Below are 22,344 nucleotides of genomic sequence, written 5' to 3'. Positions count from 1 at the left end.
GCTTCGTTATTAGTGTATAATTGACATGTTTTAAAATATGCTCTACGAGGCTTCTGCCCCCCCCCCCAACTTTTACGCTTAAAAGTCAAAGGAGCAAAGTAAGCGGTGATATAGTGGTCTATGACATCTCTGGATTGATTTTTTTGATTCTGTATCCCGCAAATCTATCCAACAACTTCCACCGATAAAAGGGCTTGTGTGTTTGTCCTCATTATTTAACCTTTGGTGTTAGATTGTGGAATCTTATCAAGATTTGCCAAATACCTTTCTAAAATCACAAGAGCCGCGAGGGAATCTAGGCTACCATCTTTGCTGTGTGCCTTTTTGCGTGATTTTTTGTCCTCTAGTTTTTGCAATGCCTCAAAGGAGCTGAAGCTTTCGTCTAAGAAAACAACTTCAAGTTCAGGTGGAACCGCAAGCAGGCTGACAAAATGTCGGATTCTTTTTTGCATTGCCTCAAGAGAATCCTCCTCTATCAAAGCAGAATCGCACTCTCGCATAGGGATTCCAACCACTAGCACCTTTGCTTTGGATTCTAAGATGAGCTGACTTACTTCTTTTGCGGCTTGATTGCGGTTTTTACGCAAAATCGGAGGGAGGGGCAGGGCAATATTTTGAATCGCTTTTGCAGCCCCGATTCTCTTAAGCCCTATGTCAAGAGCTAGCACGATTTGTGGCGGAAGTGTTTGCGCAATAGTTTCCATTTTGTTTATCCTACAAACAAGGCGATTTCATCACCCAAAAAATAGTCTTTTGCATAGATTCTTTCTCCGTTCTGCTCCACTTTATTTTCTTCTAGCAGAATCTTGAGATTGTGCATATTGGGGATTTTTTCCTTTTCTACACCAACACAAGAGCGGAATCCCAAAAACAAATGTTCCAAGAGTTGATTTTGCGCACTTAAAATTTCTTTTTCTTCATAGAATCCCAACAAAAATTTTTCAATACTTTTTGGCATACTTGTGCGCACGCCTCCTTGATAGCCAACAGCTCCCGCGCCAATGCCTAAATATTCCTTGCCCTCCCAATAGCGAAGATTGTGATAAGAGGGGCTAGTTTTGGCATAATTGCTGACTTCATATTGCACAAAGCCTTTGGTTTGTAAATAGGATTTGATAAAATGTCCTATGCTCAAAAATCCCTCAAATTCCCCCTCAAAATCCCTCAAATTCCCTAACGATTCCTTGTTTGCATAGAACCTGCTTCCCTCATCTATGCTTAATTGATAGGCAGAAAGATGACTTAAGGGCAAAGCACAGGCAGTCTCTAACTCTTGTGTGATTAAGGACGCATTGCACAAGGGCGTGCCATAGATTAAGTCCATACTAAGATTCTCCAAGCCAGCTTTTAGTGCCATTTCAATGGCGTAAAAGATAGAATCTTTCCTATGGTGTCTCTCTAAAAAGGCAAGTTTAGAATCCTCAAAACTTTGCGCTCCTAAGCTTAAGCGATTGACACCCAAACCCTGAAGCGTTTGCAACCATTCTAAGCTTAGGGAATTAGGGTTTGCTTCAATGCTGATTTCTGCTTGTGGTGCAAGATAGGGAGAAAACTCCGTAAAAAGCGAGGAATAGGCGCGGGACTCTACGCTATTTGGAGTGCCTCCTCCAATATAAACTGAAGTAATTTGTAGACTTTGGTTTTCCTCTAAAAGTTTGTGAATTTTATAGGAAACATATCGGGCGAGAGTTTCCATATAAATTGTTTTTAAGTGATTTTTGTTGATTTGGGAATTAAAGGCGCAATATCCGCATTTGCTATCACAAAAAGGAATATGCAAATAAAGAGAGATTTCAAGAGGTCTGATTTGCGATTCCACTTTTTGTTATAAAAGCTGCTCTATTCTATCTTTTTTGGGTGCAATTTCGGTGATTTGAATCCCAAAGTTTCCATCTACAATGACGACTTCACCCTTTGCGATGACTTTGTCATCTACCAAGACTTCTAAGGGGTCATTTGCAAGTTGATTGAGTTCCACAACGCTTCCGATGTCCATAGCAATCACATCTTTAAGTAGCATTTTTTTCTGCCCGATGCGCACCTTGACTTGCAAACGCACATCTAAAAGCATCGCCATATTTTTCATTTCAGAATTATTGAGCTCTACTTTGGCTTGTGCGCCTCCACCCCCGTTAGATTCCTCGCTTGGAGCAGCTTCGGCTGGTGGACTTGGATTAAAATGTTGTTCAAACGCACTAGAGAAAGCAAAATATAAATAATCTTGTATAGAGCCAATATGGAAAGAAAAAGTATAGAATCCACTAAATTGAGAAAGCCCCAAATCTCCGTCCGCTAGGAAATTGATATTGTTCAGGGTAAAACTAAGTTTGGGTAGTTCTTTTTGCCCGCCAAGCGAAGTAGAGATTGCCCCAAAGATATTAGAGGCAATTTCCTTTGTGGCGTCCAAATCATCTGCACTCATCGTCTCTTGGCTCTCTCCCTCTCCGCCTAACATCATATCTGCAAGTGCGGTAGCGACTTTGGGAGAAATAAAAAGCGCAAGCGTTGCTCCATCGTCTGTGCTAATGTCAATTTTCGCCATTGGGGGCTTGATAGAATCGCTTTTGCCATTTTGTGCTTCAATGTGGCTAACTTCTGGCGCACTTCCGAGCAAACCCTCTATCGTCGCGCCTGCTTCTTGAATAATGAGTTTTAAAAAATCATTTAGCATACTTTACTCCTAGTCTTCTTCAATTTCGTTTGCTCTGGATTTGCGTTGAGTTTCAAGCATTTCAAGAATTTCTTTGACTTGGTCTTTTTCTGTTTTTATCATTTCTTTGACTTCAATCGTCTTACGATAGCGGTGCAAACCAATGCTAGCAAGGAATTTTTCGCGTCCATCTACATTGATAATTACCGTGTCATCTGCTGGGCGGTCAAGTCGCACAATGTCGCCCACTTCCAAATCCAAGATTTCGTGCATATTGAGTTTAGTTTCTCCAAGCATTGCTGCGACATTGACTTTTGCTCCACCTAAAAGAGCTTGCAATTCTTTGTTGCGCGATTTTTTAGAGCTTGTTTCGCTCAGCATAATATCACGACTTGCAAGACGCGAAAGCACGGATTCTAGCGAAATAACAGGATAGCAAAGGTTCATCATTCCGCTACTATGCCCAATGATGATTTCCATAACAACCATAATAACAATTTCGTTTTGTGCAACAATTTGCACGACATTAGGGCTAGATTCTTTCACATCTACGGTGGGGAAAATCTCTGTAACAGGAGCCCAAGCGTCCTTGAGATTCTGCATCATTTGACGCAAGATTGTATCTAGCAAGTTCAGCTCAATATCGCTAAATTCACGTGTGGATTCGTAAGGGTCGCCCTTGCCTCCAAGTAATCTATCAATCATTGGGAAAGCAATACTAGGGTTAATCTCCAAAACCCCAGTGCCATCAAGAGGCTTCATAGAAAAAACATTGAAGCTTGTAGGGCTTGGCAAGCTCATCAAAAATTCACCATAAGTCATTTGATCCACGCTGTGGAGCTGAATCTCTACAATAGAGCGCATAATTGCCGAAATTTGACTAGAAAGTGCCCTTGCCATTTTGTCGTGGATTCCACGAAAAGCCCTTAGCTGCTCTTTGCTAACGCGGTTTGGACGCTTGAAATCATAAAGAGTAATTTGGTGTTGTTGGACAACAGCCGTTGGTTTTTCTGCAATTTCGGCTTCCGCACCATCATCATCTACGACTTCTAATAGCGCATCAATTTCTTCTTGACTTAATATATCAGCCATTTAGCCCCCTTTGTTCAAGGTATTGACGAATTTTACGAATCACTGCCTTATGCAGTTGAGAAACTCTTGATTCTGTAATTTCCATTACTTCACTAATTTCTTTGAAGTTTAATTCTTCAAAATAATAAAGTTGAATCACAAGCTGTTCGTTTTGTGTCGCTTGTTCTAAAATCTGCTCTATGATTTCAACCAACTCCTCTTTTTCTATACGTTCTAATGTCTCTTCATTCTCCCCGCCTAATTGGTCTTCTAAAGGCATTACGCCATAAATTTCGCTCGCGATTCTTGCCTCTTTGATTTTTTCTTCTTCTTCGCCTAGAATCTCACTTAAATAAGCATTGTCTGGCTCTTCTTGATGTGCATTATAATAAGTCGCAATCGCTTTATCTACGCGTTTAATCAATGTGCGTGTTTGACGCGAAACATTGTCTAGGCTACGTAAATAATCTAGCATAGCTCCCTGCACTCTGGGCTTTGCATAACCCCAAAAAGATTCGCTCACCTTGCTATCGTATTTACGTGCTAGCTTGATAAGTTCTTCTGTGCCAATAGACACCAAATCTGCAAAATCTACACTCGCAGGCAATCGCTCCTTTAGGCGAAAAGCCATTGCTTTGAGTGCAGGAAGATAATCTAATGCTAGAGAATCTTGCGATTGTTTTAATGCTGTTTGGTAGCCATTAGAAGTCGTCAGCATAGTTATTCTTTTCTACTTCGTGTTTCTTATTTTTGCTTGTCCGCGCTTCTTCCTCCTCGTCTTCACGCATTGTTTTTTCCATTGTGCGCAAGAATCCACGAATCTTGTTGGTTACTTTTTCTCGTTTATCAAACTCTTCAATGTATTCTTCTAGCAAATCATTATAGGCAGGTCTCCTGATAATATGCTCTTGATTACCTAAAAATCGCACAAACAACGAAACACTTACTAAGGTAATCAAATAAAATCCAATCGTTGAGATAAGCGTTCCTGCTACAATCATTTCTGGTTCATCAAATTTCAAAAAGGATAATAAGAGTCCGATAAAAAATCCATTCACAATCGCAAAACTTAAAAAATTATCCATTTTTAAAGACATTTTGTTTCCTTACATTTCCTAAAAATGACCCAAAATCTTTTTTAAGAATTTACCAAATCTTTTATCTTCTTGCACTAGCACATTTCGTTCCATTTTTTTGGCAAGAGTGCGTGCAATCTCTTCAATCTCCATAGAAGAGGAAGAGTTTGGCTCTAGCTTAACAAAGATTCCGCGATTTTTGCTGTAATGATTAATCAATGATGTTTTGGTTAATTCTCCGATAAATTCTAATTTGATATTATTAATATTTGCTTGCGCAATTTTTTGCACTTTTTGAAAAATCATTTGTGCTTCCGCGTTGTTTTTTGTCATATTAATCAGCATAAAAATGCGTTCTTTGAAATTCGCTGCTAGTTTAATTGTTGCATAAGCATCTGTGATTGCCGCAGGGTCTGGAATCGTAATAACGATTACCTCATCACTATTTTTTAAAAAAGTCTGTGTGTATTCACCAATCCCTGCTCCCGTATCAATGATAACAAAATCTAAGTTGTCCAAAAATGCAGAATCCTCAATCAAGGCTTCAAACATAAATTCGCTTTTATAGCGAAAAATATCCGTACCCGAATCTCCCGGGATAAGATAGAGATTCCGTTCAATAGGCACAATAATATCTTTGAGCTTTGCTTGGTTTTTTAGCACATGCAAAAGATTTTTTTCGCAACGCACGCCAAACATAATATCCAAATTTGCCAGCCCAATGTCCGCGTCAAAGATTCCGACTTTGAAGCCTAGTTGCCAAAGTTTATAAGCAAGATTTGCGCTAAAAGTAGATTTGCCCACGCCACCTTTGCCACTTGTAATAGTGATAAATTTTGTGTTAGAGGTTTTTGGCGATTCTAAAAGCAATTCTAAATTTGCCGCTTGGTTTTTCATTTTTATCCCTTAATAAGCCCATCTAGCAAGCAATCAATCAAGAAATCACTTGTCGCGACATTTAAATCGTTTGGCACTTCTTGACCGACAGAAAAATAGCTTACCGGTTTTTTAGTCTCGTAAATCAAAGAAAAAATATTGCCATAGCTATGCGTTTCGTCTAGTTTTGTAAAAAGCAAGGTGTCAATTCCCAAAGTAGAAAAAGTATGGTAAATGTCCTTTAAGTCTTCGTATTTTGTGGTTGCACTCATTACTAAGCTCACATCAATTTTAGTGTTTGGGTCGGCATTGACAAAGCTTTTGAGGGATTCTAGCTTCGCTCTATCGTGTTGTGAGCTACCCACAGTGTCAATCAAAATATAATCGCAATATTTCAAGGAATCTAATGCATTAACAAACTCCTCTGTATCTACCACCGTATCAATGCTCAATTTCATTTTTTTAGCATAAAACATTAATTGATCCACTGCACCGATTCGGTAAGTATCCAAAGTAATGATTCCTACCTTGTAATTTTTGTTTAAAAGTCTTGAATAGCGTGCGGCAAGCTTTGCTAAAGTCGTCGTTTTGCCCACTCCTGTGGGTCCGACTAACATCATAATGTTTTTAGCATTACTGCTTAGATTTTCCGCCCTTGCATACACCATTTTGCGCAAAACTTCTCTAAAATATCGTTTGATAAGCACAGAATTTTCGCGCATTTTAATGGGCATTAATTCCAAAGTCAGCTGCATAATTTTTTCTAAATGCTCTTTTGCCATACCACTTGCTTTGGTGATTCTGTAAATTTCTGCAAATTCGTGCGGGATAATCAAGCCATCACGCTTAGGTCCTCTTTCCTCCCAAAACATATTTTGAATCAGTTTGAGTTTATCATTTAGTCTATCAATCTCGCCCCGAATCAAGCGCAAATCATTATTTTCAAGCGAGGATTCTTTCTTTTTGTTTTTTGTTTGTGATTCTTCGTTGTTTTGCGTTTGCTTTGGTTTTTCTTCTTTATCTTGGGATTGAGAGGAAGCCTCTTTTGGAATCTGTGCTAGAGGTGTTGGGTAAGGAGATTTTGGAGGAATTTTAGAGGCAACGCCAGCAATCTGTGAGATTTGACGCACTGCATCGGAAAGTTGCAAAGAAACATCTTCAGGAAGTGTGCTAGATAGGGTTTGTGCCATACGTTTTTTTTCTAATTCCTTTTGTGCAATCAATTCCAATCTATCAGCAATACTATTGCTTTTTGTCGTTAAGGTTTCATTTTTTTGCTTTTCTTGTTCGGCTTTGGCTTTGGCTTCTTTTAAGTCTTCTTCGCTAATGGCAACAGAAATTTCATATCCCCCCTCACTTAATTTTTTTTGTGAGATGATTGAAAATTCATCACCAAGTTCAGCTTTGGCTTGTGCTAAAGCTGCAGCTGAACTTTCTCCCGTGTAAGTAAATAGTTTCATACCTTCCTCTCTAGTAATGGAATCCTCACGCTTTCTCTAAGAGACCAAGCAATATGCGGAATCTGTAAATGTTTGAAACGCAAGAATTGATTTTTAAAACCAATAATATCAATATCCAAAGTGCGCGGAGCGTTTTTAAAAGGTCGTTTGCGATTCCGCCCAAACATACGTTCCAAATACGCACAAAAACTCCAAAATTCTACATAGCCAAGCTTGGTTTTTACCCATAAAATTGCATTATAAAAATCTGCTTGCGCTTCCCAGCCAAAAGCTGGATTTTTTAAAATAGATGAAAGAGAAATTATAACATTTTTCTTTTTGAACCTCTTAAAAAGCTTCCAAAATGTAATTAAACATTCACCACAATTTGCCCCGATTCCTAAAATCGCGTATTGTTTGAGTTGTTTATGTGCCTTGAAAAGCCGATAGGGATTAGGAGGGCGCACGAGAGTAAATCGCGGAATCTTGGGTTGCAATGCAAAGGGTTTGCATTGCAGTGGAGGAAGCGCATAAATTAAGCGTGTCATTTTGGGATTCATTTGGATTTGTTGGTAGGTTTTGATTCCAAAATAATGCAAGTTTTGTGATTCTTTTTTGGTGCAATGGAATCTCTGTTTTGGATAAGTTAAATAGGATTTATGGAGTGTGAGTGATTGCATTTTAGATTCCAAGCACGCGCGCGCCATCTCTTTCTAATACGACTAAATCCTCAATGCGCACGCCATAATGATTGGGAATATAAATGCCCGGTTCAATAGAAAAAACCATACCCGCTTGTAGAATCGTTTGAGAACGCGCTGAAATAATAGGCAATTCGTGAATATCTAGCCCAATTCCGTGTCCTGTGGAATGCACGAAATATTTGCCATATCCGGCTTTTTCAATCACATTGCGCGCTAGAGCATCTACTTCGCAGGCAAGCATTCCTACTTTTGCACCTTTGATTGCGCATTCTTGGGCTTTTAGCACAATGTCATAGATTTTTTGCAACTCTTTGTTTTTGAATTTTTGTTCTTTAGAAAAGCAGATTCCATTTTTGCCAAAATACCCGGTGCGCGTCATATCCGAACAATAACGTTTGTATTTTAATCCCGCATCAAAAAGCAATAAATCTCCTTTTTGCAATTTATCGTTTGAGGGCAGGGCGTGCGGTTTTGCGGCATTTTTATTGATTCCTACAATAGGATTGAAGCTTAAATCAAATTTCCCTTGTTTGCTCAAAAATTCTTGTGTTTTGAAATGCAAATAGGATTCTTTGCAATCCAAGCCTTTTTTGCTAAGGAATTTTGCAAATTTAGCAAAGGCTTTGAAATTAAGCTTTTGGGAATGGTGTAAAAGTTCAATTTCTTGTGGAGTTTTGAGGATTCGTTTTTCTTGATGAAAGTTTGGCTTAGGAATGAAGTTAATTTTAAGATTGTTTTTTAATTTTTCAAAGGCAAATACCGAAAATTCTTGTGGATTGAAATAAAAAGTAGATTTTTCGTATTTTTTCAAAATCCCACGCGCCGTGCGAATAAGGTCGCGAGAAATAAGAATCTCTACGGCATATTTGTCTTGCTTGATTGATTCTTGCGCCTCGGTTTGATAACGTCCATCGGTAATGAAATAGCCCTGCTCACCATAAGCGATAAAAAGGGCGTTATCGCAACTATAACCCACTTCAAAATAAAGGGCATTTTCGTCTTTGATGATAAAGTTTTCCAATTCGCCCTCCTAAGGGTGTTTATTGTTGGGGCTGTGCGTTTTGTGCAGCCGCTTGCTTGCGCGCTTCTTTGATTGCGTTTAATTCAGTGAGAATCTGAACGAGCCCTTGTAAAGCAAGATGATAACCCATTGGACCAAAGCCTGCAATAACTCCAGCACATACCGCAGCAGTTAAGCTTTTGTGTCGGAAATCTTCTCTTGCGTGGATATTGCTAATATGCACTTCAATCGTTGGTAAATTGACAGCAGAGATTGCGTCCCGAATCGCAACTGAAGTGTGAGAATAAGCGGCAGGATTGATGATGATTCCGTCGTATTGTCCTAAGCATTCTTGGATTTTATCTACGATTTCGCCTTCAAAATTGCTTTGGAAAAAATCCACCTCTAAGCCGATTTGTTCGGCGTGTTGTTTGATGTTTTGGTGGATTGTTTCAAGCTTTGCTGGTCCATACATACGCGGGTCGCGAATCCCTAACATATTGAGATTGGGACCTTGGATTACCATTGCTTTCATTTTTGCTCCTTTTAAAATTTTTAAATTATAGCAAAAAAGATTCTAAATGCAAGAATTTTGCGCTTAAGCTTGATAAAAAATCTAAAATTTTTGTAAAGATTCCGCTATAATTGATAAAATATTTTGTAAGGATTCTATTATGAAAATCGCGCTGATTTGTGATTCTTTATTGTTAGACCGCAGTTTAGAGATGTATTTAAAGGAATATCTTACGAGTTATAAACTTTGTGATTTTGTCGTCGCGACGCAACGTGTAGAATCCCAAAAGCCTGTATTTTTAATCGGAGACTTTGAGGAAGCAAATCTTAAGATTCCTTTCACACGGGAAATGTTGCTACAAGAGTTAGAGAATTTTGATAGAAAAGTCAGAGGCAAGGCGATGCAGGAATCGCAAAATGAGGAACCTAAGAGCTATCGGGATTTACAAGGAGAGATTTTTGCAAAGTCCGCAAATGACTCTAGCGGTTTTGGTGATTTGAATCGTTTGGATAACTTAAAGCAAGAGATTCCGCCTTTTTTTGAGGATTCTGCTTTGAATGCTGAGATTGAAGAAGTTTTACGCAGTTTCGCAAAAGAAATTCAAACGATTGTTTTGGAGCATTATAGGGATAAAAATGCTTAAAAATCCTCCCAAATCTACCTTGAGAATTTTAGGTGGAATCTATAAAGGACGCAAGTTGCAAATGGCTTCATTGGATACGACGCGTTCTTCCAAGGCGATTTTAAAGGAATCGTTTTTTAATACTTTAAATAGTGGCATTGTGGGAGCAAGCTTTGTAGAATTTTTTGCCGGGAGTGGAAGTATTGGGATAGAAGCACTTAGTCGTGGAGCAAGATTCGCATTATTTTTTGAGAGCGATAAAAAGGCTTGTGAAATTTTAAAAGCAAATTTGCAAAATATTTGTCAAAACAATGAAAGTTATCGCGTCCTCTTGGGAGATACTTTTAGTCATTACAAACTTGCTTTAAGAACATTGGAATCCCATAGTATTGGATATATTGACCCGCCTTTTAATGTGCGCAACGCAATGCAAGACATTTACGAAAGATGTTATCAAATGATAGAGGATTTGGATAAAAATCTTTTTGATTTGCTTGTATTGGAGCATATTTCTTCTTTGGAGATTCCAACGCATATTGGTAATTTTACACTCATAAAAACAAAGAAATTCGGCAGGAGTTCTTTGAGCTATTTTGAATCAGGGGTGCAAAATGAAAATTAAGGATTTAGAGATATTTTTGGATTTGTTAAAGAGTAAAAGTCCTACACAAACAGCCGAACGATTCTCTATCTCACAGCCTAATGTGTCCATAGTGGTGAAGCGATTAGAAAAACTTGCCGGTTTTCCGCTTTTTGAACGTATTGGAAAGAAGCTAGTGCCAACTTCAAGGGCATTATTTCTAGGTGGAATGTGGCTAGAGGTAGTGCAAGGATATTATGCAAGTCTTGAGAGTTTGGAGCGCACAGATTCTCAAGAGATTACAGGAGAATTAAGTATCATTGCGACCCATACAATTAGTGAATATTTTTTGCCTAAAATTGTTTTTGAGTTTGCCAAAACACACAGAAAAGTCAAGCTAAAATTGCAGGTTGCTCATCTTAAGGAATGTTTTTTGCAAGTCAAAAAAGGCGCAGTGGATTTGGCACTTGTAGAGGGAGATATTCCTTCGCAATATGCGAGCACCGAAGGTTTGGTTAGTGAAATGTTGCATACAGATTCTTTGATTGTTGCGAGCAATGATTTTATTCTCGCCTCACGCACGAGAGACATTAAGGATTTGCTAGATAAGATATGGATTTTGAGAGAATATGGTTCAGGACAAAGGGAGCAATTTGTGGGTGCTTTGGCAAAACTTGGGGTTGAGATTCCAATTTTTCTTGAGCTAAATTGCACAACAGCAATTAAGGATTTAGTGATTTGCGAGGGCGCGTTGTCTGTTTTTTCTGAAATTGCTATTAGAAAAGAGCTAGAAAACAAAGTTTTATTCCCCATTAAAATCAAAAATTTACCCTTAGAGCAATCTTTTTATTCGCTTAAGCGTCAAAGTCAGCTCCATAATCCCATTTTGCTAAAATTTGAGGAATATGTTTTGGAGCAAAGCAAGCAATAAATGGAATCTTAGCGCGGGATTGTGCGTGAGGATTGTTAGGATTCCTTATGGAATCTCGTAAGGACAGCCTATCCTTTCGTCATTGCGAGCGTAGCGAAACAATCCAGATGAAAGAATCTCGCCGAAATGTTTGTAATGGAATCTCAAATTTGCTTGTTTATAATTACTACAACTTCTAACGAGGTTTCGCAATGGCGCGGTGGGTTTTTGCTCACTTAAGGATAGCAATGCAAAGAATGAAAGCATTGTTAATTTTTGGGCAAAAGCCATAAAAACAAATCTTCTCCTATCTGCATACTATGGATAAGACGGAAGGAAAATTTTAGGCGCATTGTGAGAGTGAAATCCGCGTTAAAGCTTGGTTGTAGAATCACAAGAAGCATATCTATATGAGGTTGTAATGTGCTTAAGAGTTTTGCTCCTCCCTCACACATTATAAACCCATTAATATTGCGCAATGTAGGGCTTATCTGATTTAATATTTTCACCTCTCTGTTTGGTATGTCAAAAAGTGGCGCATTGGTAGAGAAATTATTATCACGCGTTAATATTAAGATATTCGGGGCGTGTTTGGATTCCAAACTTGCAAATCTTGCGTCAAGTGTCGGCTTATCCTCTCTTATTGTTTTTCCAGAAAGAAGCAAGAAATCTGCTTTTGCGCGGTAATCGTGCATTTTGCTTTGGGCTGCTTTTGAGCTGATTTGTCCGCCATTAATGCTGCCATCTAGCCTGCAAGCGTATTTGTAGAGCAAGAATCGCCCTTTTGTTTGCAGGGCATTAAAGGGGTACAAGAGGGAGTTCGCGTTTTTGTGAATGGTAGTTAAGTTTTTTGCTTCCCAAGCTTTTGTTATAAGGATTCCGCATTCTTCTAGTTCCTCTGCCCCGCCTTTAGCATTTTGACTTCTATCTTGTGTGGCAATGACAATGCGTTTTGGCTTTAATACTTTTAAAAGACTTGCACAAGAGGGAGTTTTGCCGCATTTATGACTGCTACAAGGCTCTAAGCTGACATAAATCGTCGTCTTATTAAAAAGATTTTGGGAGTGTTGGAGCAAATACTGATGGATTTGTGCGGAATCGCTTAAGCGCAAGATTCCACAATCGCCGCTTAGTTTTGCGTAAGCTTTTTGGAGGGCAAGCACTTCCGCGTGTGGTTTGCCACATTCTTGGTGCGATTCTAGGCTTAAGATTGCACCATATTGGTCTAATACGAGTGCGCTTACAGCAGGATTTGGGAGTGTGATGAGTTGGTTTTGCCACGCGCTTTGCAAGCAAAGATTCAAATAAAATTCATCTGTGTCTATGTTTTGCAATGCGTGAGACTACCATTCAAAGTAGGTTTGAGCTTTTTTGATAGACTCTAGTGGAATCGTTTGCAGTTTTGCTTGAGTGTCCTCTAGGGTAAGGGTATTTTGACTTACCTCTAAAAGTTTGCCTTTGAGCTTTTTTTTGTCTATGGTTTTGATTTTGACAAGTTCTCCTATGGCGTTTTGATAATGTGCAAGAGTTTTGAGTGTGCGTTCAATTCCGGGCGAGCTAACTTCTAAAAAATACTTTTCAGAATTTGGCATTTCAACATCTAGTAAAGGTGAAAGAGCGAGGCTAACTTCTTGGCAATCCTCAAGCGTTACGCTAGTGGAATCCTCTTTATTTGGTTTTGTGATACAAATACGCAAAATCTGATTCTCATTTTCTTTGATATTAAAAATATCATAAAGTGCAAAGCCTAAACTTTCTACTAATCTTTTGATTTTGTTTTCTAAATCAGGAGCAAGTGTCATCTTTTCCCTTTTGTTTGCTTTCGCGTTCCTTTTGGAGCGTGTCAAAGATTTTATCCAAACGATTTTCTTGCTCTAAGGTTGTGTCAAAGCTAAATTTGAAGTCTGGACAACGAAACCAACCTGTTTCTTCTAAGCAATATTCCTTGATGATTCCGCGTGCTTTTTTGAGTTGGGTTAGAATCTCTGCTTTTTCTTGCTTTGTTGCAAAAGGAGCGTTTAGGAAAACCTCGGCAAAATATTTACCACGCGAACATTTAACCTCTATTACATTCAGAGAATTTAGACGCGTGTCATTGAGGTTTGCTAATGCGCTTGGCAGAATCTCTTTGAGTAAAGATTGTGTGCGAGCAAGCTTGATGTCTTGCATTAAAGCGTCCTTTGTTTTTCCACTTCTTTATAGGTTTCAAAGACATCGCCGACTTGAATGTCGTTGTAATCTTCTAGCATAATTCCACATTCAAAGCCTTTTGCCACTTCGCGTGCGTCATCTTTGAAACGTTTGAGCGAAGCAATGTTGCCATTGTGAATCACGACACCATTGCGGATTAAGCGCACTTTGATTCCTCTTTGAATCACGCCATCGGTTACGAAGCAGCCCGCAATTGTTCCGACTTTGGCAATATTGAAAGTCTCGCGCACTTCCGCTTGCCCAGTGTTTTCTTCTTCTAAGACAGGTGAGAGCAAGCCACCAAGTAAGGCTTTAATATCGTCTAAAAGCGAATAAATAATGGAATAGGTTTTGATTTGGATTCCTAGTTCTTTTGCCTTGTTTTTTACGCTTCCTGTTGGACGCACATTGAATCCTAAAATCACACAATTTGCGCTTGCGCCTGCAAGAGCTAAGTCGCTTTCTGTGATTCCACCCACGCCCTTATGAATAATATTGACTTTCACTTCCTCGTTTTGTAGTTTTTCCAAGCTTCCACGAATTGCCTCTAAGCTTCCTTGTGTGTCTGCTTTGATAATGACAGGTAGGTTTTTGAGCTGCCCTTGTGCCACCATAGAGCTAAGTTCATCAAAAGAAACTTTCGTAGAATGTGAAAGTTCTTTTTGGCGCAAATGTGCCGCGCGTTTTTGCGCATAATCTCTCGCGATATTGTCGTTTTCTACTGCAAGCAGGATAGAGCCAGCAGGTGGCACTTCGTTTAAACCCGTGATAACTCCCACGCCTGAAGGAGGAATGCTGTGAATGGATTTGCCCAAATCATCGCTAATAGCACGGACGCGTCCAAACGCGGTATCGGCAATAATGCTATCTCCTATATGCAAAGTTCCATTTTGGACAATTAATGTAGCAACAGGTCCTTTGCCTTTTTCAAGGCTGCTTTCAATCACAACTGCACGCGCAGATTTATTAGGATTGGCTTTAAGTTCTAAAATTTCTGCTTGCAATAAAATCGTTTCTAGCAAGTCATCAATCCCTTCTCCACTCTTAGCGGAAATATGGACAAACTCATAATTTCCTCCCCATTCTAGCGGAGTGAAGCCGAGTTCTGCAGCCTCTGCTTTGAGTTTGTCTGGGTTTGCCTCTGGTTTATCTATTTTATTTACCGCAATGATAATGGGAGCATTGGCGGCTTTGGCGTGATTTAAGGCTTCAATTGTTTGGGGTTTCACGCCATCGTCTGCGGCAATTACGATGATTGCAATATCGGTTGCCTGCGCTCCTCTTGCACGCATTTCACTGAATGCTTCGTGTCCGGGAGTATCAATAAAAGTGATTTGTTTGCCATTTTTGTTAATCGTATAAGCACCGATATGCTGTGTGATTCCGCCCGCTTCCCCGTGAGCTATTTTGGTATTTCTGATGTAATCTAACAAAGAAGTTTTCCCGTGGTCAACGTGTCCCATAATTGTAACAACTGGCGCACGCGTAATCAAGTCTTTTTCGTTATCATTGTTTTCTTCTAGCTGTGTGTAATCTAACTCTTCTGCATTGTTGATTAATTCTATTTGGATTCCAAACTCTTCAGCTAGAATCTCAATCGCATCTTTTTCTAAAAAGTCATTTTTGGTTACCATCATTCCAAGACTAAAAAGCACTTTGATGACTTCACCTGTGCTTCTGCCTGCTTTTTCGGCAAACTCGTAGGCGCGAATTTCCTCTGGAATCTTTACAATACCGCTGATTGTTTCTTGCGTTTTTTGCGCTTTGGGAGCTTTTTTGCGGCTAGACCTTCGTGTGCTACCTTGCTCCATAAAGGGATTATGCCTTTGAATTTTAATGCGCTCGGTTGTGGCTTTGCGTTCATTATCTTCTTCTTCCATATTGCGTTCATCTTGCACACTCAAGTCAAATAAAATAATATCTTCTTCGTCATCGTCGTGGGAGCTATAAAATTCTCTATTGTCTAGTAAATCTATTTTTTGTTGTCCCAAATTTTTGCTTGTATGCACGCTTGGTTTGTCTTTTTTCTTTTTTTTGTCTTTGTTGCGCCCTTGATTGTCCTCTAGGTTGCCAAGCAAATCTTGTAAGGTGCGTGGAGATTCTTTGTGGGATTCTAGTTTAGGTGTTTCTTCTTGGCTTTCGCGCACATCGCGTTTTTTGATGATTCTTAATCCAGTGCGTTTAATGGCAGGATTTTCTTGCGAGATTTGGGGAGAAAGCTTGCTTTGGCTATTGGAATCTGTAGGTTTGGTTTCCGTTTCTGCTTCTTGAAATGAAGCCTCATTGCTTGGTGTTTCTAAAATATCTTGAAATTCTTGAATAACTTTTTGGACATCTTCTTGAATTGTTAAGTCTGATTCTAGTTCTTTTATAGAATCTTTTTTGGCTTTTGTTGCACTTGCTTTGGAATCTTTTTGCGTTTTAGAGGCTTTGCTTGTTGTTTTGGTTGTCGTAGTCTTTGGCTTTTCTTGGCTTTTCTTTTGTGTTTTGCTTTTTGTCTCTTCAGTAGATTTTTTAGATTTTGTGGCTTTTTTGCTTTCTTTGGAATCTTTGTCTTGAGAATTTGCAACAGGATTCACACCAGATAAAATATAGTTATATAGTATATCGGCTTGCTCGGTTGTAACGCTACTAGAAGCAGTTTTGGATTCAAAACCTAACTCTTGGGCTTTTTGTAGAACTTCTTTGCTTGTTTTGCTTAGTTCTTTAGCAATCTCGCTAATACGGATTTTATCCATACAGAAAAATCTCCTTTAATGCAAACTTAATCGTTTCTTTGTATTTTTTATCTAATTTACAAATCTTTGCGATAGAATCGCTCGCTTTGGGTGTTTCTTTGCAACTAGGGCAAAGATAGAAGCTTCTGCCTGTGCCTTGATAGCATTGCAACACAGAATCTTTGTATTGCAAACGGATTAATTGCGCTTGCAAAAAGCGACCCCGACATACGATACACATTCTAATTGGATTAGACATAAAGCTCTAATTATAACAAGCTAAAGCTTAAATTCATCATCAAAGACGACGCCAAAATTATCAAAATTTAATACTAAGATTTTGAGTTTTGGAAATTTTTGACTTAAGATTTTATGCAATCTCACACTATCTTCTTTATAACATAAATTAAAAAAAGTTGAACCACTACCCGAAAGCGTGCTCATTAATGCGCCAGAGGAGAGAGCGCATTTTTGCACTTCAAAAAGCAATGGAATCTGTTTCATACGATAATATTGATGGAATCTATCCATACTTGCTTCGCGTAATAATTCAAAATGTTGCGTGATAAAAGCACTCGCCAAAACACTCGCGTGGGAGAGATTAAATACAGCGTCTTTTTGGCTATATTTTTTAGGCAAAGTTTGTCGTGAAAGGTGGGTTGAAATGGATTGATTTGGAATCACTACAACAGCTTGAATGGAATCGGGTAAAGGTGAATGGATAAAGCGCACTTCATTTTTGTGCTGCGTGAGCATACAGACATTAAATCCTCCCATACAAGCAGGAGTAATGTTGTCGGGGTGGGATTCATAATTAAGTGCGAGATTTAGAATTTCTTGCTTTTGGAGCGGAATCCCAGCGACTTTAAAAGCCGCGCTAATTGCTCCGATAATAACTGCCGAACTGCTTCCCAAACCGCGCGAAATGGGGATTGAATTATCAAAAGTAAATTTAAAATGCAGAGTTTTGCCTGTTAGCCTTTTAAGTTGCTCATTAAAGATTCTAACAAACACATTATCTATGCGCAATTTAGGATTCTTTGCGCCTTCTCCGTGGATTTGAATGGAGGTAAATTTGGAGGGTTTGAGACTAAAGCGATTATAAAGCCCCAAAGCAAGCCCCAAACTATCAAAGCCCGGTCCTAAGTTTGCACTCGTTGCAGGCACGCGAAATTCCATTCTTACCCCTTAATTTAAATTGGCAAATTTTAGTGTAAATTCTACTTCACCCTTGCCAATGCGTAATTCTTTGGCGATAGAATCCACGCTCCAGCCGTCTTTAAACATTGAAATAATCCGCCCCTCATCAATATTTGTGGGATTGCTTGGAGTATAGACAAATTCTTTTAATCTCTCCTCTAGGTGAAAAATTTTGTTTTCTAAACCCTCTAAATCACGCAGATTGTTTTTGCAATCATTCCATTGAGTTTTCAGGGATTCCATTTCCACTTTGATGGGCATTATTTGTGTGTGCAAGTTGGAATCTAACAGATTTTTCATTTCCAAGCGCATATCTTGATAGATTTGTGCTTTGATATGGGTTTTGAAATGCTCCAATTCATTTTCTTGCTCTTTGATTCTTTTTTGCAAGCGATAAACTTCTTTGTTCAGCTCCTCAATGGATTTTTCATAACGACGCGCACGCTTGGTATTTTCACCCTCTTTGAGATAGAGATACACAATAAGTAAAATAAAAACGATGGCGATTCCGATTCCACCCCAAAGTAATAGATTTGCATCATTGAACATTATTTGCCTTTTTGTTGAGTTTTAAGTGAGCGAATCAGCGCACGCTCTTTTCCTGCTACATAGCCGTCCCATTCAATCTCGTCTCTTGCGTGGATTTGTTCAATCCAAGCAAGCTCTGAATGATAAATAAAATACACAGGCACGATACGCGTTGGAAAAGTTGGAAGCTCTATTCTACCATAATAAAGTGTATTTTCTAAAAGATTTGTATCCAAAAGCGCAAAGCAACCATGTCCGATTGTGCTAATAGTTGCCTTGTTTTCTAGCGGAACATAGGCTTTTGTGCTTCCTTCTATGCGAGACTCTAGCGATTCTATCTTGCGGTAAATTTCTACTAAAAGCTCCAAAATCACGGCATTTTCGCCCTCTAAATTTCCTTTTTTTGCACGCATAAGGCGCAACCATTCTCCAATAGGGTCCTCATCACTTTGCGTGAGCTTATTAAATTCTAGTGCGTAGGATTCTGCATTAGTATGCACTTGGTCAAATTCTATTTTTAAGGCTGTGTGAATCAGGCGACTTTTAACAAAATTTTCCATTATCTAAAGCCCAACCATAAATCTAAAATACAAAATCCCAAAAGCGCGATTCCAAGATAGGCATTGACCGTGAAAAATGCACGTGGGATATTATGAAAATTTTTAGAGACTAAATATTGTTCAAAAAAGAGTGCGAGGATTGAGATTCCAAACCCAATCCACATCCACAAACCAAGATTTGCTTCCAAAATAAACAATCCCCAAAAAACAAGCGTGAGCAAGTGAAAAAGTCTTGAGAGCCATAGGGTTTTGGAAACGCCAAAGACGCTAGGAATAGAATGCAAACCCTCCTTTTTGTCGTGCTCAATGTCTTGCAAGGCATAGAGTAAGTCAAATCCAGCTACCCAAAAAAGCACCCCAATGCACAAATAAATGCTCCATAATGGAATCTCGCCGCTTGCCGCAATTGCCCCTGCAATAGGAGCTAATCCTAAAGAAAGCCCTAGCACAATATGCGCTAGGCTAGAAAAACGTTTAAATAGCGAATAGCTTGCAAGAATTGCAAGAATAGGGACAGAAAGATAAAAACACAAAGTATTAATAAAATAACTAATACAAATAAAAACGACTGCATTCATAAAAATAAAGAATAAAATTGCATTAGGCGCGATTCTACCATCTACGCTCGGGCGGTTTTGGGTGCGCGGATTTGTGCTATCAAACTTGCGGTCTGCATAGCGATTGAATGCCATAGCAAAATTGCGCGCACTAATGGTCGCAATCACGCCGAAAATAAATAATTTCCAGCCAAACCAACCCTTTGCACTAACGAGCAAAGCAATAAACATAAAAGGCATAGAAAAAAAACTATGCTGAAGCATTACAAGCTCGCTTAAGTCTTTTAGTTTCTGTTGGATTTGCATAATTTATCTTACACCCAAAGAAATAATTTTCTTAAATCCATCACTAACAGATAAATCTGAAATTTGGACTTGTGTTTTGGGAAGTTTTAGCAAAAAACCGGAGGTAGGATTGGGAGTTGTAGGAACAAAAACCCAAAAACTTTCCTCTTCCTCTCTGGTGATGAATCCTATCAATTCCATCTCTCCAATGTGAATGTGCGCAACGCCCAAATATCCCTCTTCGTTTTTGCCTAAAAAGATTTTTAAAACCTCTTTGATTCCAGAATAAACGCTTTTAACAAGTGGAATCTTGGTAATGAGCATTTCTGTAATTTTAATAAGTAAAACTTCTTTGTTTTTTTCTACTAAAAGCCCAATATAATAGAGCAAAGCAAGGCTTAAGAAACAAATCAAGAGGGTTACAAAAAGATTCGCGTTTGTGATTCCAAAGATAGAATAAAAAATTTTGGCACAAAATTCATATACGAAAGAAAAAATCCAAAAAAGCAACAAAAAAGGGAGAATCGCAAAGAGTCCCTTGCCGATTTTGGAGAGGATAGGATTCACAATTTAAGCCTTAAAATTTAAATAGTCTTTGCATTTTAGCTTAAATTCCATAAAAATACAAATAGATTCCATAGCCATAATAGACTAAATTAATGGTTAAAAGAATCCAAAAAGCGCGGTAATAAAAAATAGCCAAAAAACTAAGTGCATTGCATAAAATAAATATTGTAAGGTGTGGCTGCAATGTGATAGTATGTGTCTTGAGGCTTACCCAAGCAAGCAAAGGAGAATCCAAAAGCCCACCAAAGCCAAGCAGATGAAGCAATAATTCTAAAGGATAATAGAGAATAAAAAGTGGCGTAAGCAAAAGCGAAAAAAGAGACAAGGGCGAAAAATAGGGAAAGAAATAATAAACTATGATTCCCATTAGGAAAAAGGTTGAAGCATTTAAGGCGAGGCTATATAGAATCTTGCCTGTGGTGTTTTGTGGAATCTTAAAGTATTTGAAAAATAAGGAAATATATAAAACGCCCAAACTAGAAAAATAAAATCCAATGGAGAAAATAAGCTGCGGGAAAAAGGCAATCAAAGCAAAAATGCACCATAAGAAAGATTCCATACGCAAGACATCTAAGCCGCGCCAAAGCAGGAAAAATGCTACACAACTCATTGCCAAAGCACGCAAATAAGAGGGAGATTGCGTAAGCAAAAAATAATAGGCAACTAGCACTAATACAACAAGGAATCCCAAATCAAAAAAAAGATTGCGATACGGAAAAAATTGTTGGTGTAAGGGTTTATAAAAGAATCCTAAAATTAGAAATCCAGCCGCACTTAAGATTCCTGTATGGAATCCAGAAATGGCGAAAATATGCGAGATTCCATAGCTTTGGGCTAAAGTTCTCCACTCCAGCGGTAAGCTATCAGACAAAAAGAGTGCCAAATAATATTCGCCCATAAGTTTTGTTGTGTGTTGGTTTAGAATCATCTCTCTTAAGGGCGTCCTAAAATCCTCCAAAGGAAGCAAGAGGAGGTTAAAGCTTGGCGCATAGAATCCACGCAAAAAATCCCAAAAAGAGACTTTATCCAAGATAATGCGTAAGCTCAAGAAACGATGTTTCAAATCCTGCAAATCCTCCCGTGAAGTGGTATAAAAAGTGCCAAAATCACTTTTAAGTTTGAGCACAAAATAGGTTTTGTTTTGCTTGCTTTTGGTGTATTGCAAAAGAACTTGCGCGGTAATTTGAGGATTGTTTTGGGACTTTAAAGTATGGAATTGATAGAATTTAAAACTAAGTGTAAGGCACAGAATAAGACACAAAAAAGTAAAGAAAATCAAACGCTCTTTGAGAGTAAAGAACAAAGGCGGTGAGAGATTTTGCATAGATTGCCTTTGCTGTGGATTGCTAGAATCGCATTGGATTACGATTCTAGCTTGTCAAGTAGGATAAAATTGTGTGAAAGCATTAAGAATGGGTTAAAATTTCCAAATTAGCACATCTACCTGCGCATTTTGCAGCACATCTAACGCAAAAAAGCTAATTTTTCCACTTGTTGGCAATGCAATGAGTGAAACATTTTTGGATTCCGCTACGCTCAAAAGACGAGTATAAGAAAGAATACCGCTATCAAGCACTATTTCATTTTTGCCAGAGAAATTTTCCAAAAATTTCTTGGAACATTTTCTTGCTTCTTCTTCTGCACTTTTATTGAATTTAGAGATTTGCTCTTCATCTGCGCCATAACGTCCCAAACGCAATTCAAATGGGCGAGAAATCATATGGTAAAAGACTAGATTTGCTTCTGGGAAAAATTTTTTTGTTGTTTTGGCAAGTTTAAGAGAGTTATCCGAAAAATCAGTGGGTGAGAAAATATTGACATAATCTGGAAGCGCCTCATTTTTAGTTACAAGCACAGGAATTTCAGATTTTCTGATGATTTTTTTTGTTACCGAACCTAGTAAAACTTCTGTCAAATATTGTGTTTCACCTGTCGCACCTACAAGCAATAAGCGACATTCGCGCTCTTTTGCGTGTTTGTTGATTTCTTGGTGGATTGTGCCAACATAGCAAAATTGTGAGATTTCTACTTCTGGTGTGGGAAAATTATCTGCGATAAATTTTGCAAGTGCTTCCTTGCCCACTTTCTTGTCTTTTTTGGGATCGTGGAAAATGGAATACTCTACAACATGCACAACATCTAGCGTGTATTTTTGTTTTTTAGCCAAAAACATAGCTTTTGTAAGTGCTGTTAAACTACTTTGTGAAAAATCGGTTGCTACGACGATTCTATTTTTCATAATACAAGCCTTTTTATAGATATTCCTAAAATTATACCCCAATTATCATTTAAAAATAG

27 protein-coding genes are annotated in these 22,344 nt (G+C 38.5%); 3 read left to right on the top strand and 24 right to left on the bottom strand.

The features are described 5' to 3' along the window. Positions 1 to 215: 215 nt before the first annotated feature. The 11 genes from ruvX to aroQ are packed head-to-tail and all read right to left on the bottom strand — an operon-like array spanning position 216 to position 9,351. Complete coding sequence (ruvX, locus tag K2N75_RS02980) at positions 216 to 704, bottom strand: Holliday junction resolvase RuvX (RefSeq protein WP_297679259.1); 489 nt, start codon at positions 702 to 704, stop codon at positions 216 to 218. Between the two features lie 5 nt (positions 705 to 709). Beyond that, complete coding sequence (gene hemW, locus K2N75_RS02975; RefSeq protein ID WP_297679261.1) at positions 710 to 1,819, bottom strand: radical SAM family heme chaperone HemW; 1,110 nt, start codon at positions 1,817 to 1,819, stop codon at positions 710 to 712. A 6-nt stretch (positions 1,820 to 1,825) separates the two neighbouring features. Then, on the bottom strand, positions 1,826 to 2,671 hold the full coding sequence (gene fliY, locus K2N75_RS02970; RefSeq protein WP_297679263.1) for a flagellar motor switch protein FliY: 846 nt from the start codon (positions 2,669 to 2,671) through the stop codon (positions 1,826 to 1,828). A 9-nt stretch (positions 2,672 to 2,680) separates the two neighbouring features. Then, positions 2,681 to 3,742: a flagellar motor switch protein FliM gene (gene fliM, locus K2N75_RS02965; protein WP_297577931.1), complete on the bottom strand. Its 1,062-nt coding sequence runs from the start codon at positions 3,740 to 3,742 to the stop codon at positions 2,681 to 2,683. Beyond that, complete coding sequence (locus tag K2N75_RS02960; RefSeq protein WP_297679265.1) at positions 3,735 to 4,439, bottom strand: RNA polymerase sigma factor FliA; 705 nt, start codon at positions 4,437 to 4,439, stop codon at positions 3,735 to 3,737. The genes fliM and K2N75_RS02960 overlap by 8 nt, the downstream gene beginning before the upstream one ends. Then, the gene (locus tag K2N75_RS02955) at positions 4,423 to 4,818 is read right to left on the bottom strand and encodes a hypothetical protein (protein WP_297679266.1); all 396 of its coding nucleotides are present in this window, start codon (positions 4,816 to 4,818) and stop codon (positions 4,423 to 4,425) included. The genes K2N75_RS02960 and K2N75_RS02955 overlap by 17 nt, the downstream gene beginning before the upstream one ends. Before the next feature lie 18 nt (positions 4,819 to 4,836). Beyond that, positions 4,837 to 5,694 carry a P-loop NTPase gene (locus tag K2N75_RS02950; protein ID WP_297679268.1) on the bottom strand — a complete coding sequence of 286 codons (858 nt, stop codon included), beginning with the start codon at positions 5,692 to 5,694 and terminating at the stop codon, positions 4,837 to 4,839. 2 nt (positions 5,695 to 5,696) lie between these two features. Next, positions 5,697 to 7,133: a flagellar biosynthesis protein FlhF gene (gene flhF / locus K2N75_RS02945; protein ID WP_297679270.1), complete on the bottom strand. Its 1,437-nt coding sequence runs from the start codon at positions 7,131 to 7,133 to the stop codon at positions 5,697 to 5,699. Further along, positions 7,130 to 7,792, bottom strand: coding sequence for a 2-amino-4-hydroxy-6-hydroxymethyldihydropteridine diphosphokinase (gene folK / locus K2N75_RS02940; RefSeq protein WP_297679272.1), 663 nt, complete (start codon positions 7,790 to 7,792; stop codon positions 7,130 to 7,132). The genes flhF and folK overlap by 4 nt, the downstream gene beginning before the upstream one ends. 1 nt (position 7,793) lies before the next feature. Further along, a complete protein-coding gene (locus K2N75_RS02935; RefSeq protein ID WP_297679274.1) occupies positions 7,794 to 8,837 on the bottom strand; it encodes a M24 family metallopeptidase in 1,044 nt (347 codons plus the stop codon). Positions 8,838 to 8,856: 19 nt separating this feature from the next. Next, complete coding sequence (gene aroQ / locus K2N75_RS02930) at positions 8,857 to 9,351, bottom strand: type II 3-dehydroquinate dehydratase (RefSeq protein WP_297679276.1); 495 nt, start codon at positions 9,349 to 9,351, stop codon at positions 8,857 to 8,859. A gap of 139 nt (positions 9,352 to 9,490) precedes the next feature. Between aroQ and K2N75_RS02925 the strand changes: the two genes are divergently transcribed. Genes K2N75_RS02925 through K2N75_RS02915 form a run of 3 tightly spaced genes read left to right on the top strand, consistent with a single transcriptional unit; the run spans position 9,491 to position 11,463 of the window. Continuing rightward, entirely contained in the window at positions 9,491 to 9,973 is a 483-nt protein-coding gene (locus K2N75_RS02925) for a hypothetical protein (protein WP_297679278.1), read from the top strand. Next, positions 9,966 to 10,574, top strand: coding sequence for a 16S rRNA (guanine(966)-N(2))-methyltransferase RsmD (gene rsmD, locus K2N75_RS02920; RefSeq protein ID WP_297679280.1), 609 nt, complete (start codon positions 9,966 to 9,968; stop codon positions 10,572 to 10,574). The genes K2N75_RS02925 and rsmD overlap by 8 nt, the downstream gene beginning before the upstream one ends. Beyond that, a complete protein-coding gene (locus K2N75_RS02915; RefSeq protein WP_297679282.1) occupies positions 10,564 to 11,463 on the top strand; it encodes a LysR family transcriptional regulator in 900 nt (299 codons plus the stop codon). The genes rsmD and K2N75_RS02915 overlap by 11 nt, the downstream gene beginning before the upstream one ends. A 45-nt stretch (positions 11,464 to 11,508) precedes the next feature. Here the strand turns inward: K2N75_RS02915 and K2N75_RS02910 are convergent, their stop codons facing one another. The 13 genes from K2N75_RS02910 to K2N75_RS02850 all read right to left on the bottom strand — a co-directional run bounded on the left by K2N75_RS02910 (position 11,509) and on the right by K2N75_RS02850 (position 22,285). Then, positions 11,509 to 11,733, bottom strand: coding sequence for a hypothetical protein (locus tag K2N75_RS02910; protein ID WP_297679284.1), 225 nt, complete (start codon positions 11,731 to 11,733; stop codon positions 11,509 to 11,511). Next, on the bottom strand, positions 11,712 to 12,776 hold the full coding sequence (locus K2N75_RS02905) for a dihydrofolate reductase family protein (protein WP_297679286.1): 1,065 nt from the start codon (positions 12,774 to 12,776) through the stop codon (positions 11,712 to 11,714). Before K2N75_RS02905 ends, K2N75_RS02910 begins: the two co-directional genes overlap by 22 nt. Positions 12,777 to 12,785: 9 nt before the next feature. Next, complete coding sequence (gene rimP, locus K2N75_RS02900) at positions 12,786 to 13,244, bottom strand: ribosome maturation factor RimP (protein WP_297679288.1); 459 nt, start codon at positions 13,242 to 13,244, stop codon at positions 12,786 to 12,788. Beyond that, the gene (gene rbfA / locus K2N75_RS02895) at positions 13,228 to 13,611 is read right to left on the bottom strand and encodes a 30S ribosome-binding factor RbfA (protein WP_297679290.1); all 384 of its coding nucleotides are present in this window, start codon (positions 13,609 to 13,611) and stop codon (positions 13,228 to 13,230) included. Before rbfA ends, rimP begins: the two co-directional genes overlap by 17 nt. Beyond that, positions 13,611 to 16,370, bottom strand: coding sequence for a translation initiation factor IF-2 (infB, locus tag K2N75_RS02890; RefSeq protein WP_297679292.1), 2,760 nt, complete (start codon positions 16,368 to 16,370; stop codon positions 13,611 to 13,613). Before infB ends, rbfA begins: the two co-directional genes overlap by 1 nt. Next, positions 16,363 to 16,608 carry a DUF448 domain-containing protein gene (locus tag K2N75_RS02885; protein WP_297679294.1) on the bottom strand — a complete coding sequence of 82 codons (246 nt, stop codon included), beginning with the start codon at positions 16,606 to 16,608 and terminating at the stop codon, positions 16,363 to 16,365. Before K2N75_RS02885 ends, infB begins: the two co-directional genes overlap by 8 nt. A gap of 20 nt (positions 16,609 to 16,628) precedes the next feature. Next, complete coding sequence (gene thrB, locus K2N75_RS02880) at positions 16,629 to 17,528, bottom strand: homoserine kinase (protein WP_297679296.1); 900 nt, start codon at positions 17,526 to 17,528, stop codon at positions 16,629 to 16,631. A gap of 9 nt (positions 17,529 to 17,537) precedes the next feature. Then, entirely contained in the window at positions 17,538 to 18,098 is a 561-nt protein-coding gene (locus tag K2N75_RS02875; protein ID WP_297679297.1) for a hypothetical protein, read from the bottom strand. Continuing rightward, the gene (locus tag K2N75_RS02870) at positions 18,098 to 18,637 is read right to left on the bottom strand and encodes a hypothetical protein (RefSeq protein WP_297679299.1); all 540 of its coding nucleotides are present in this window, start codon (positions 18,635 to 18,637) and stop codon (positions 18,098 to 18,100) included. Before K2N75_RS02870 ends, K2N75_RS02875 begins: the two co-directional genes overlap by 1 nt. Beyond that, a complete protein-coding gene (gene mqnP, locus K2N75_RS02865) occupies positions 18,637 to 19,500 on the bottom strand; it encodes a menaquinone biosynthesis prenyltransferase MqnP (RefSeq protein ID WP_297679301.1) in 864 nt (287 codons plus the stop codon). The genes K2N75_RS02870 and mqnP overlap by 1 nt, the downstream gene beginning before the upstream one ends. A gap of 3 nt (positions 19,501 to 19,503) precedes the next feature. After that, on the bottom strand, positions 19,504 to 20,046 hold the full coding sequence (locus K2N75_RS02860; protein ID WP_297679303.1) for a DUF502 domain-containing protein: 543 nt from the start codon (positions 20,044 to 20,046) through the stop codon (positions 19,504 to 19,506). Positions 20,047 to 20,086: 40 nt separating this feature from the next. After that, complete coding sequence (locus K2N75_RS02855; RefSeq protein ID WP_297679305.1) at positions 20,087 to 21,370, bottom strand: ComEC/Rec2 family competence protein; 1,284 nt, start codon at positions 21,368 to 21,370, stop codon at positions 20,087 to 20,089. A gap of 93 nt (positions 21,371 to 21,463) precedes the next feature. Continuing rightward, positions 21,464 to 22,285, bottom strand: coding sequence for a universal stress protein (locus tag K2N75_RS02850; RefSeq protein ID WP_297679307.1), 822 nt, complete (start codon positions 22,283 to 22,285; stop codon positions 21,464 to 21,466). Positions 22,286 to 22,344 lie beyond the last annotated feature (59 nt).

Source organism: Helicobacter sp. (assembly GCF_029067145.1).
Classification (GTDB): Bacteria; Campylobacterota; Campylobacteria; order Campylobacterales; family Helicobacteraceae; genus Helicobacter_D.
Note: the sequence above shows the minus strand (reverse complement) of the source record. Positions and strands in the feature narration are given on the sequence as shown.

Bases quoted from the DNA above. Each gene is read 5' to 3' on its own strand.
- ruvX (WP_297679259.1), bottom strand. From the start codon at position 704: ATGGAAACTATTGCGCAAACACTTCCGCCACAAATCGTGCTAGCTCTT.
- K2N75_RS02950 (WP_297679268.1), bottom strand. From the start codon at position 5,694: ATGAAAAACCAAGCGGCAAATTTAGAATTGCTTTTAGAATCGCCAAAA.
- rsmD (WP_297679280.1), top strand. From the start codon at position 9,966: ATGCTTAAAAATCCTCCCAAATCTACCTTGAGAATTTTAGGTGGAATC.
- mqnP (WP_297679301.1), bottom strand. From the start codon at position 19,500: ATGCAAATCCAACAGAAACTAAAAGACTTAAGCGAGCTTGTAATGCTT.
- K2N75_RS02850 (WP_297679307.1), bottom strand. From the start codon at position 22,285: ATGAAAAATAGAATCGTCGTAGCAACCGATTTTTCACAAAGTAGTTTA.
- fliY (WP_297679263.1), bottom strand. From the start codon at position 2,671: ATGCTAAATGATTTTTTAAAACTCATTATTCAAGAAGCAGGCGCGACG.
- K2N75_RS02885 (WP_297679294.1), bottom strand. From the start codon at position 16,608: ATGTCTAATCCAATTAGAATGTGTATCGTATGTCGGGGTCGCTTTTTG.
- folK (WP_297679272.1), bottom strand. From the start codon at position 7,792: ATGCAATCACTCACACTCCATAAATCCTATTTAACTTATCCAAAACAG.
- K2N75_RS02960 (WP_297679265.1), bottom strand. From the start codon at position 4,439: ATGCTGACGACTTCTAATGGCTACCAAACAGCATTAAAACAATCGCAA.
- K2N75_RS02915 (WP_297679282.1), top strand. From the start codon at position 10,564: ATGAAAATTAAGGATTTAGAGATATTTTTGGATTTGTTAAAGAGTAAA.
- K2N75_RS02955 (WP_297679266.1), bottom strand. From the start codon at position 4,818: ATGTCTTTAAAAATGGATAATTTTTTAAGTTTTGCGATTGTGAATGGA.
- fliM (WP_297577931.1), bottom strand. From the start codon at position 3,742: ATGGCTGATATATTAAGTCAAGAAGAAATTGATGCGCTATTAGAAGTC.
- K2N75_RS02855 (WP_297679305.1), bottom strand. From the start codon at position 21,370: ATGCAAAATCTCTCACCGCCTTTGTTCTTTACTCTCAAAGAGCGTTTG.
- infB (WP_297679292.1), bottom strand. From the start codon at position 16,370: ATGGATAAAATCCGTATTAGCGAGATTGCTAAAGAACTAAGCAAAACA.
- aroQ (WP_297679276.1), bottom strand. From the start codon at position 9,351: ATGAAAGCAATGGTAATCCAAGGTCCCAATCTCAATATGTTAGGGATT.
- K2N75_RS02910 (WP_297679284.1), bottom strand. From the start codon at position 11,733: ATGGCTTTTGCCCAAAAATTAACAATGCTTTCATTCTTTGCATTGCTA.
- K2N75_RS02925 (WP_297679278.1), top strand. From the start codon at position 9,491: ATGAAAATCGCGCTGATTTGTGATTCTTTATTGTTAGACCGCAGTTTA.
- rbfA (WP_297679290.1), bottom strand. From the start codon at position 13,611: ATGCAAGACATCAAGCTTGCTCGCACACAATCTTTACTCAAAGAGATT.
- K2N75_RS02875 (WP_297679297.1), bottom strand. From the start codon at position 18,098: ATGTTCAATGATGCAAATCTATTACTTTGGGGTGGAATCGGAATCGCC.
- flhF (WP_297679270.1), bottom strand. From the start codon at position 7,133: ATGAAACTATTTACTTACACGGGAGAAAGTTCAGCTGCAGCTTTAGCA.
- thrB (WP_297679296.1), bottom strand. From the start codon at position 17,528: ATGGAATTTCGCGTGCCTGCAACGAGTGCAAACTTAGGACCGGGCTTT.
- K2N75_RS02870 (WP_297679299.1), bottom strand. From the start codon at position 18,637: ATGGAAAATTTTGTTAAAAGTCGCCTGATTCACACAGCCTTAAAAATA.
- rimP (WP_297679288.1), bottom strand. From the start codon at position 13,244: ATGACACTTGCTCCTGATTTAGAAAACAAAATCAAAAGATTAGTAGAA.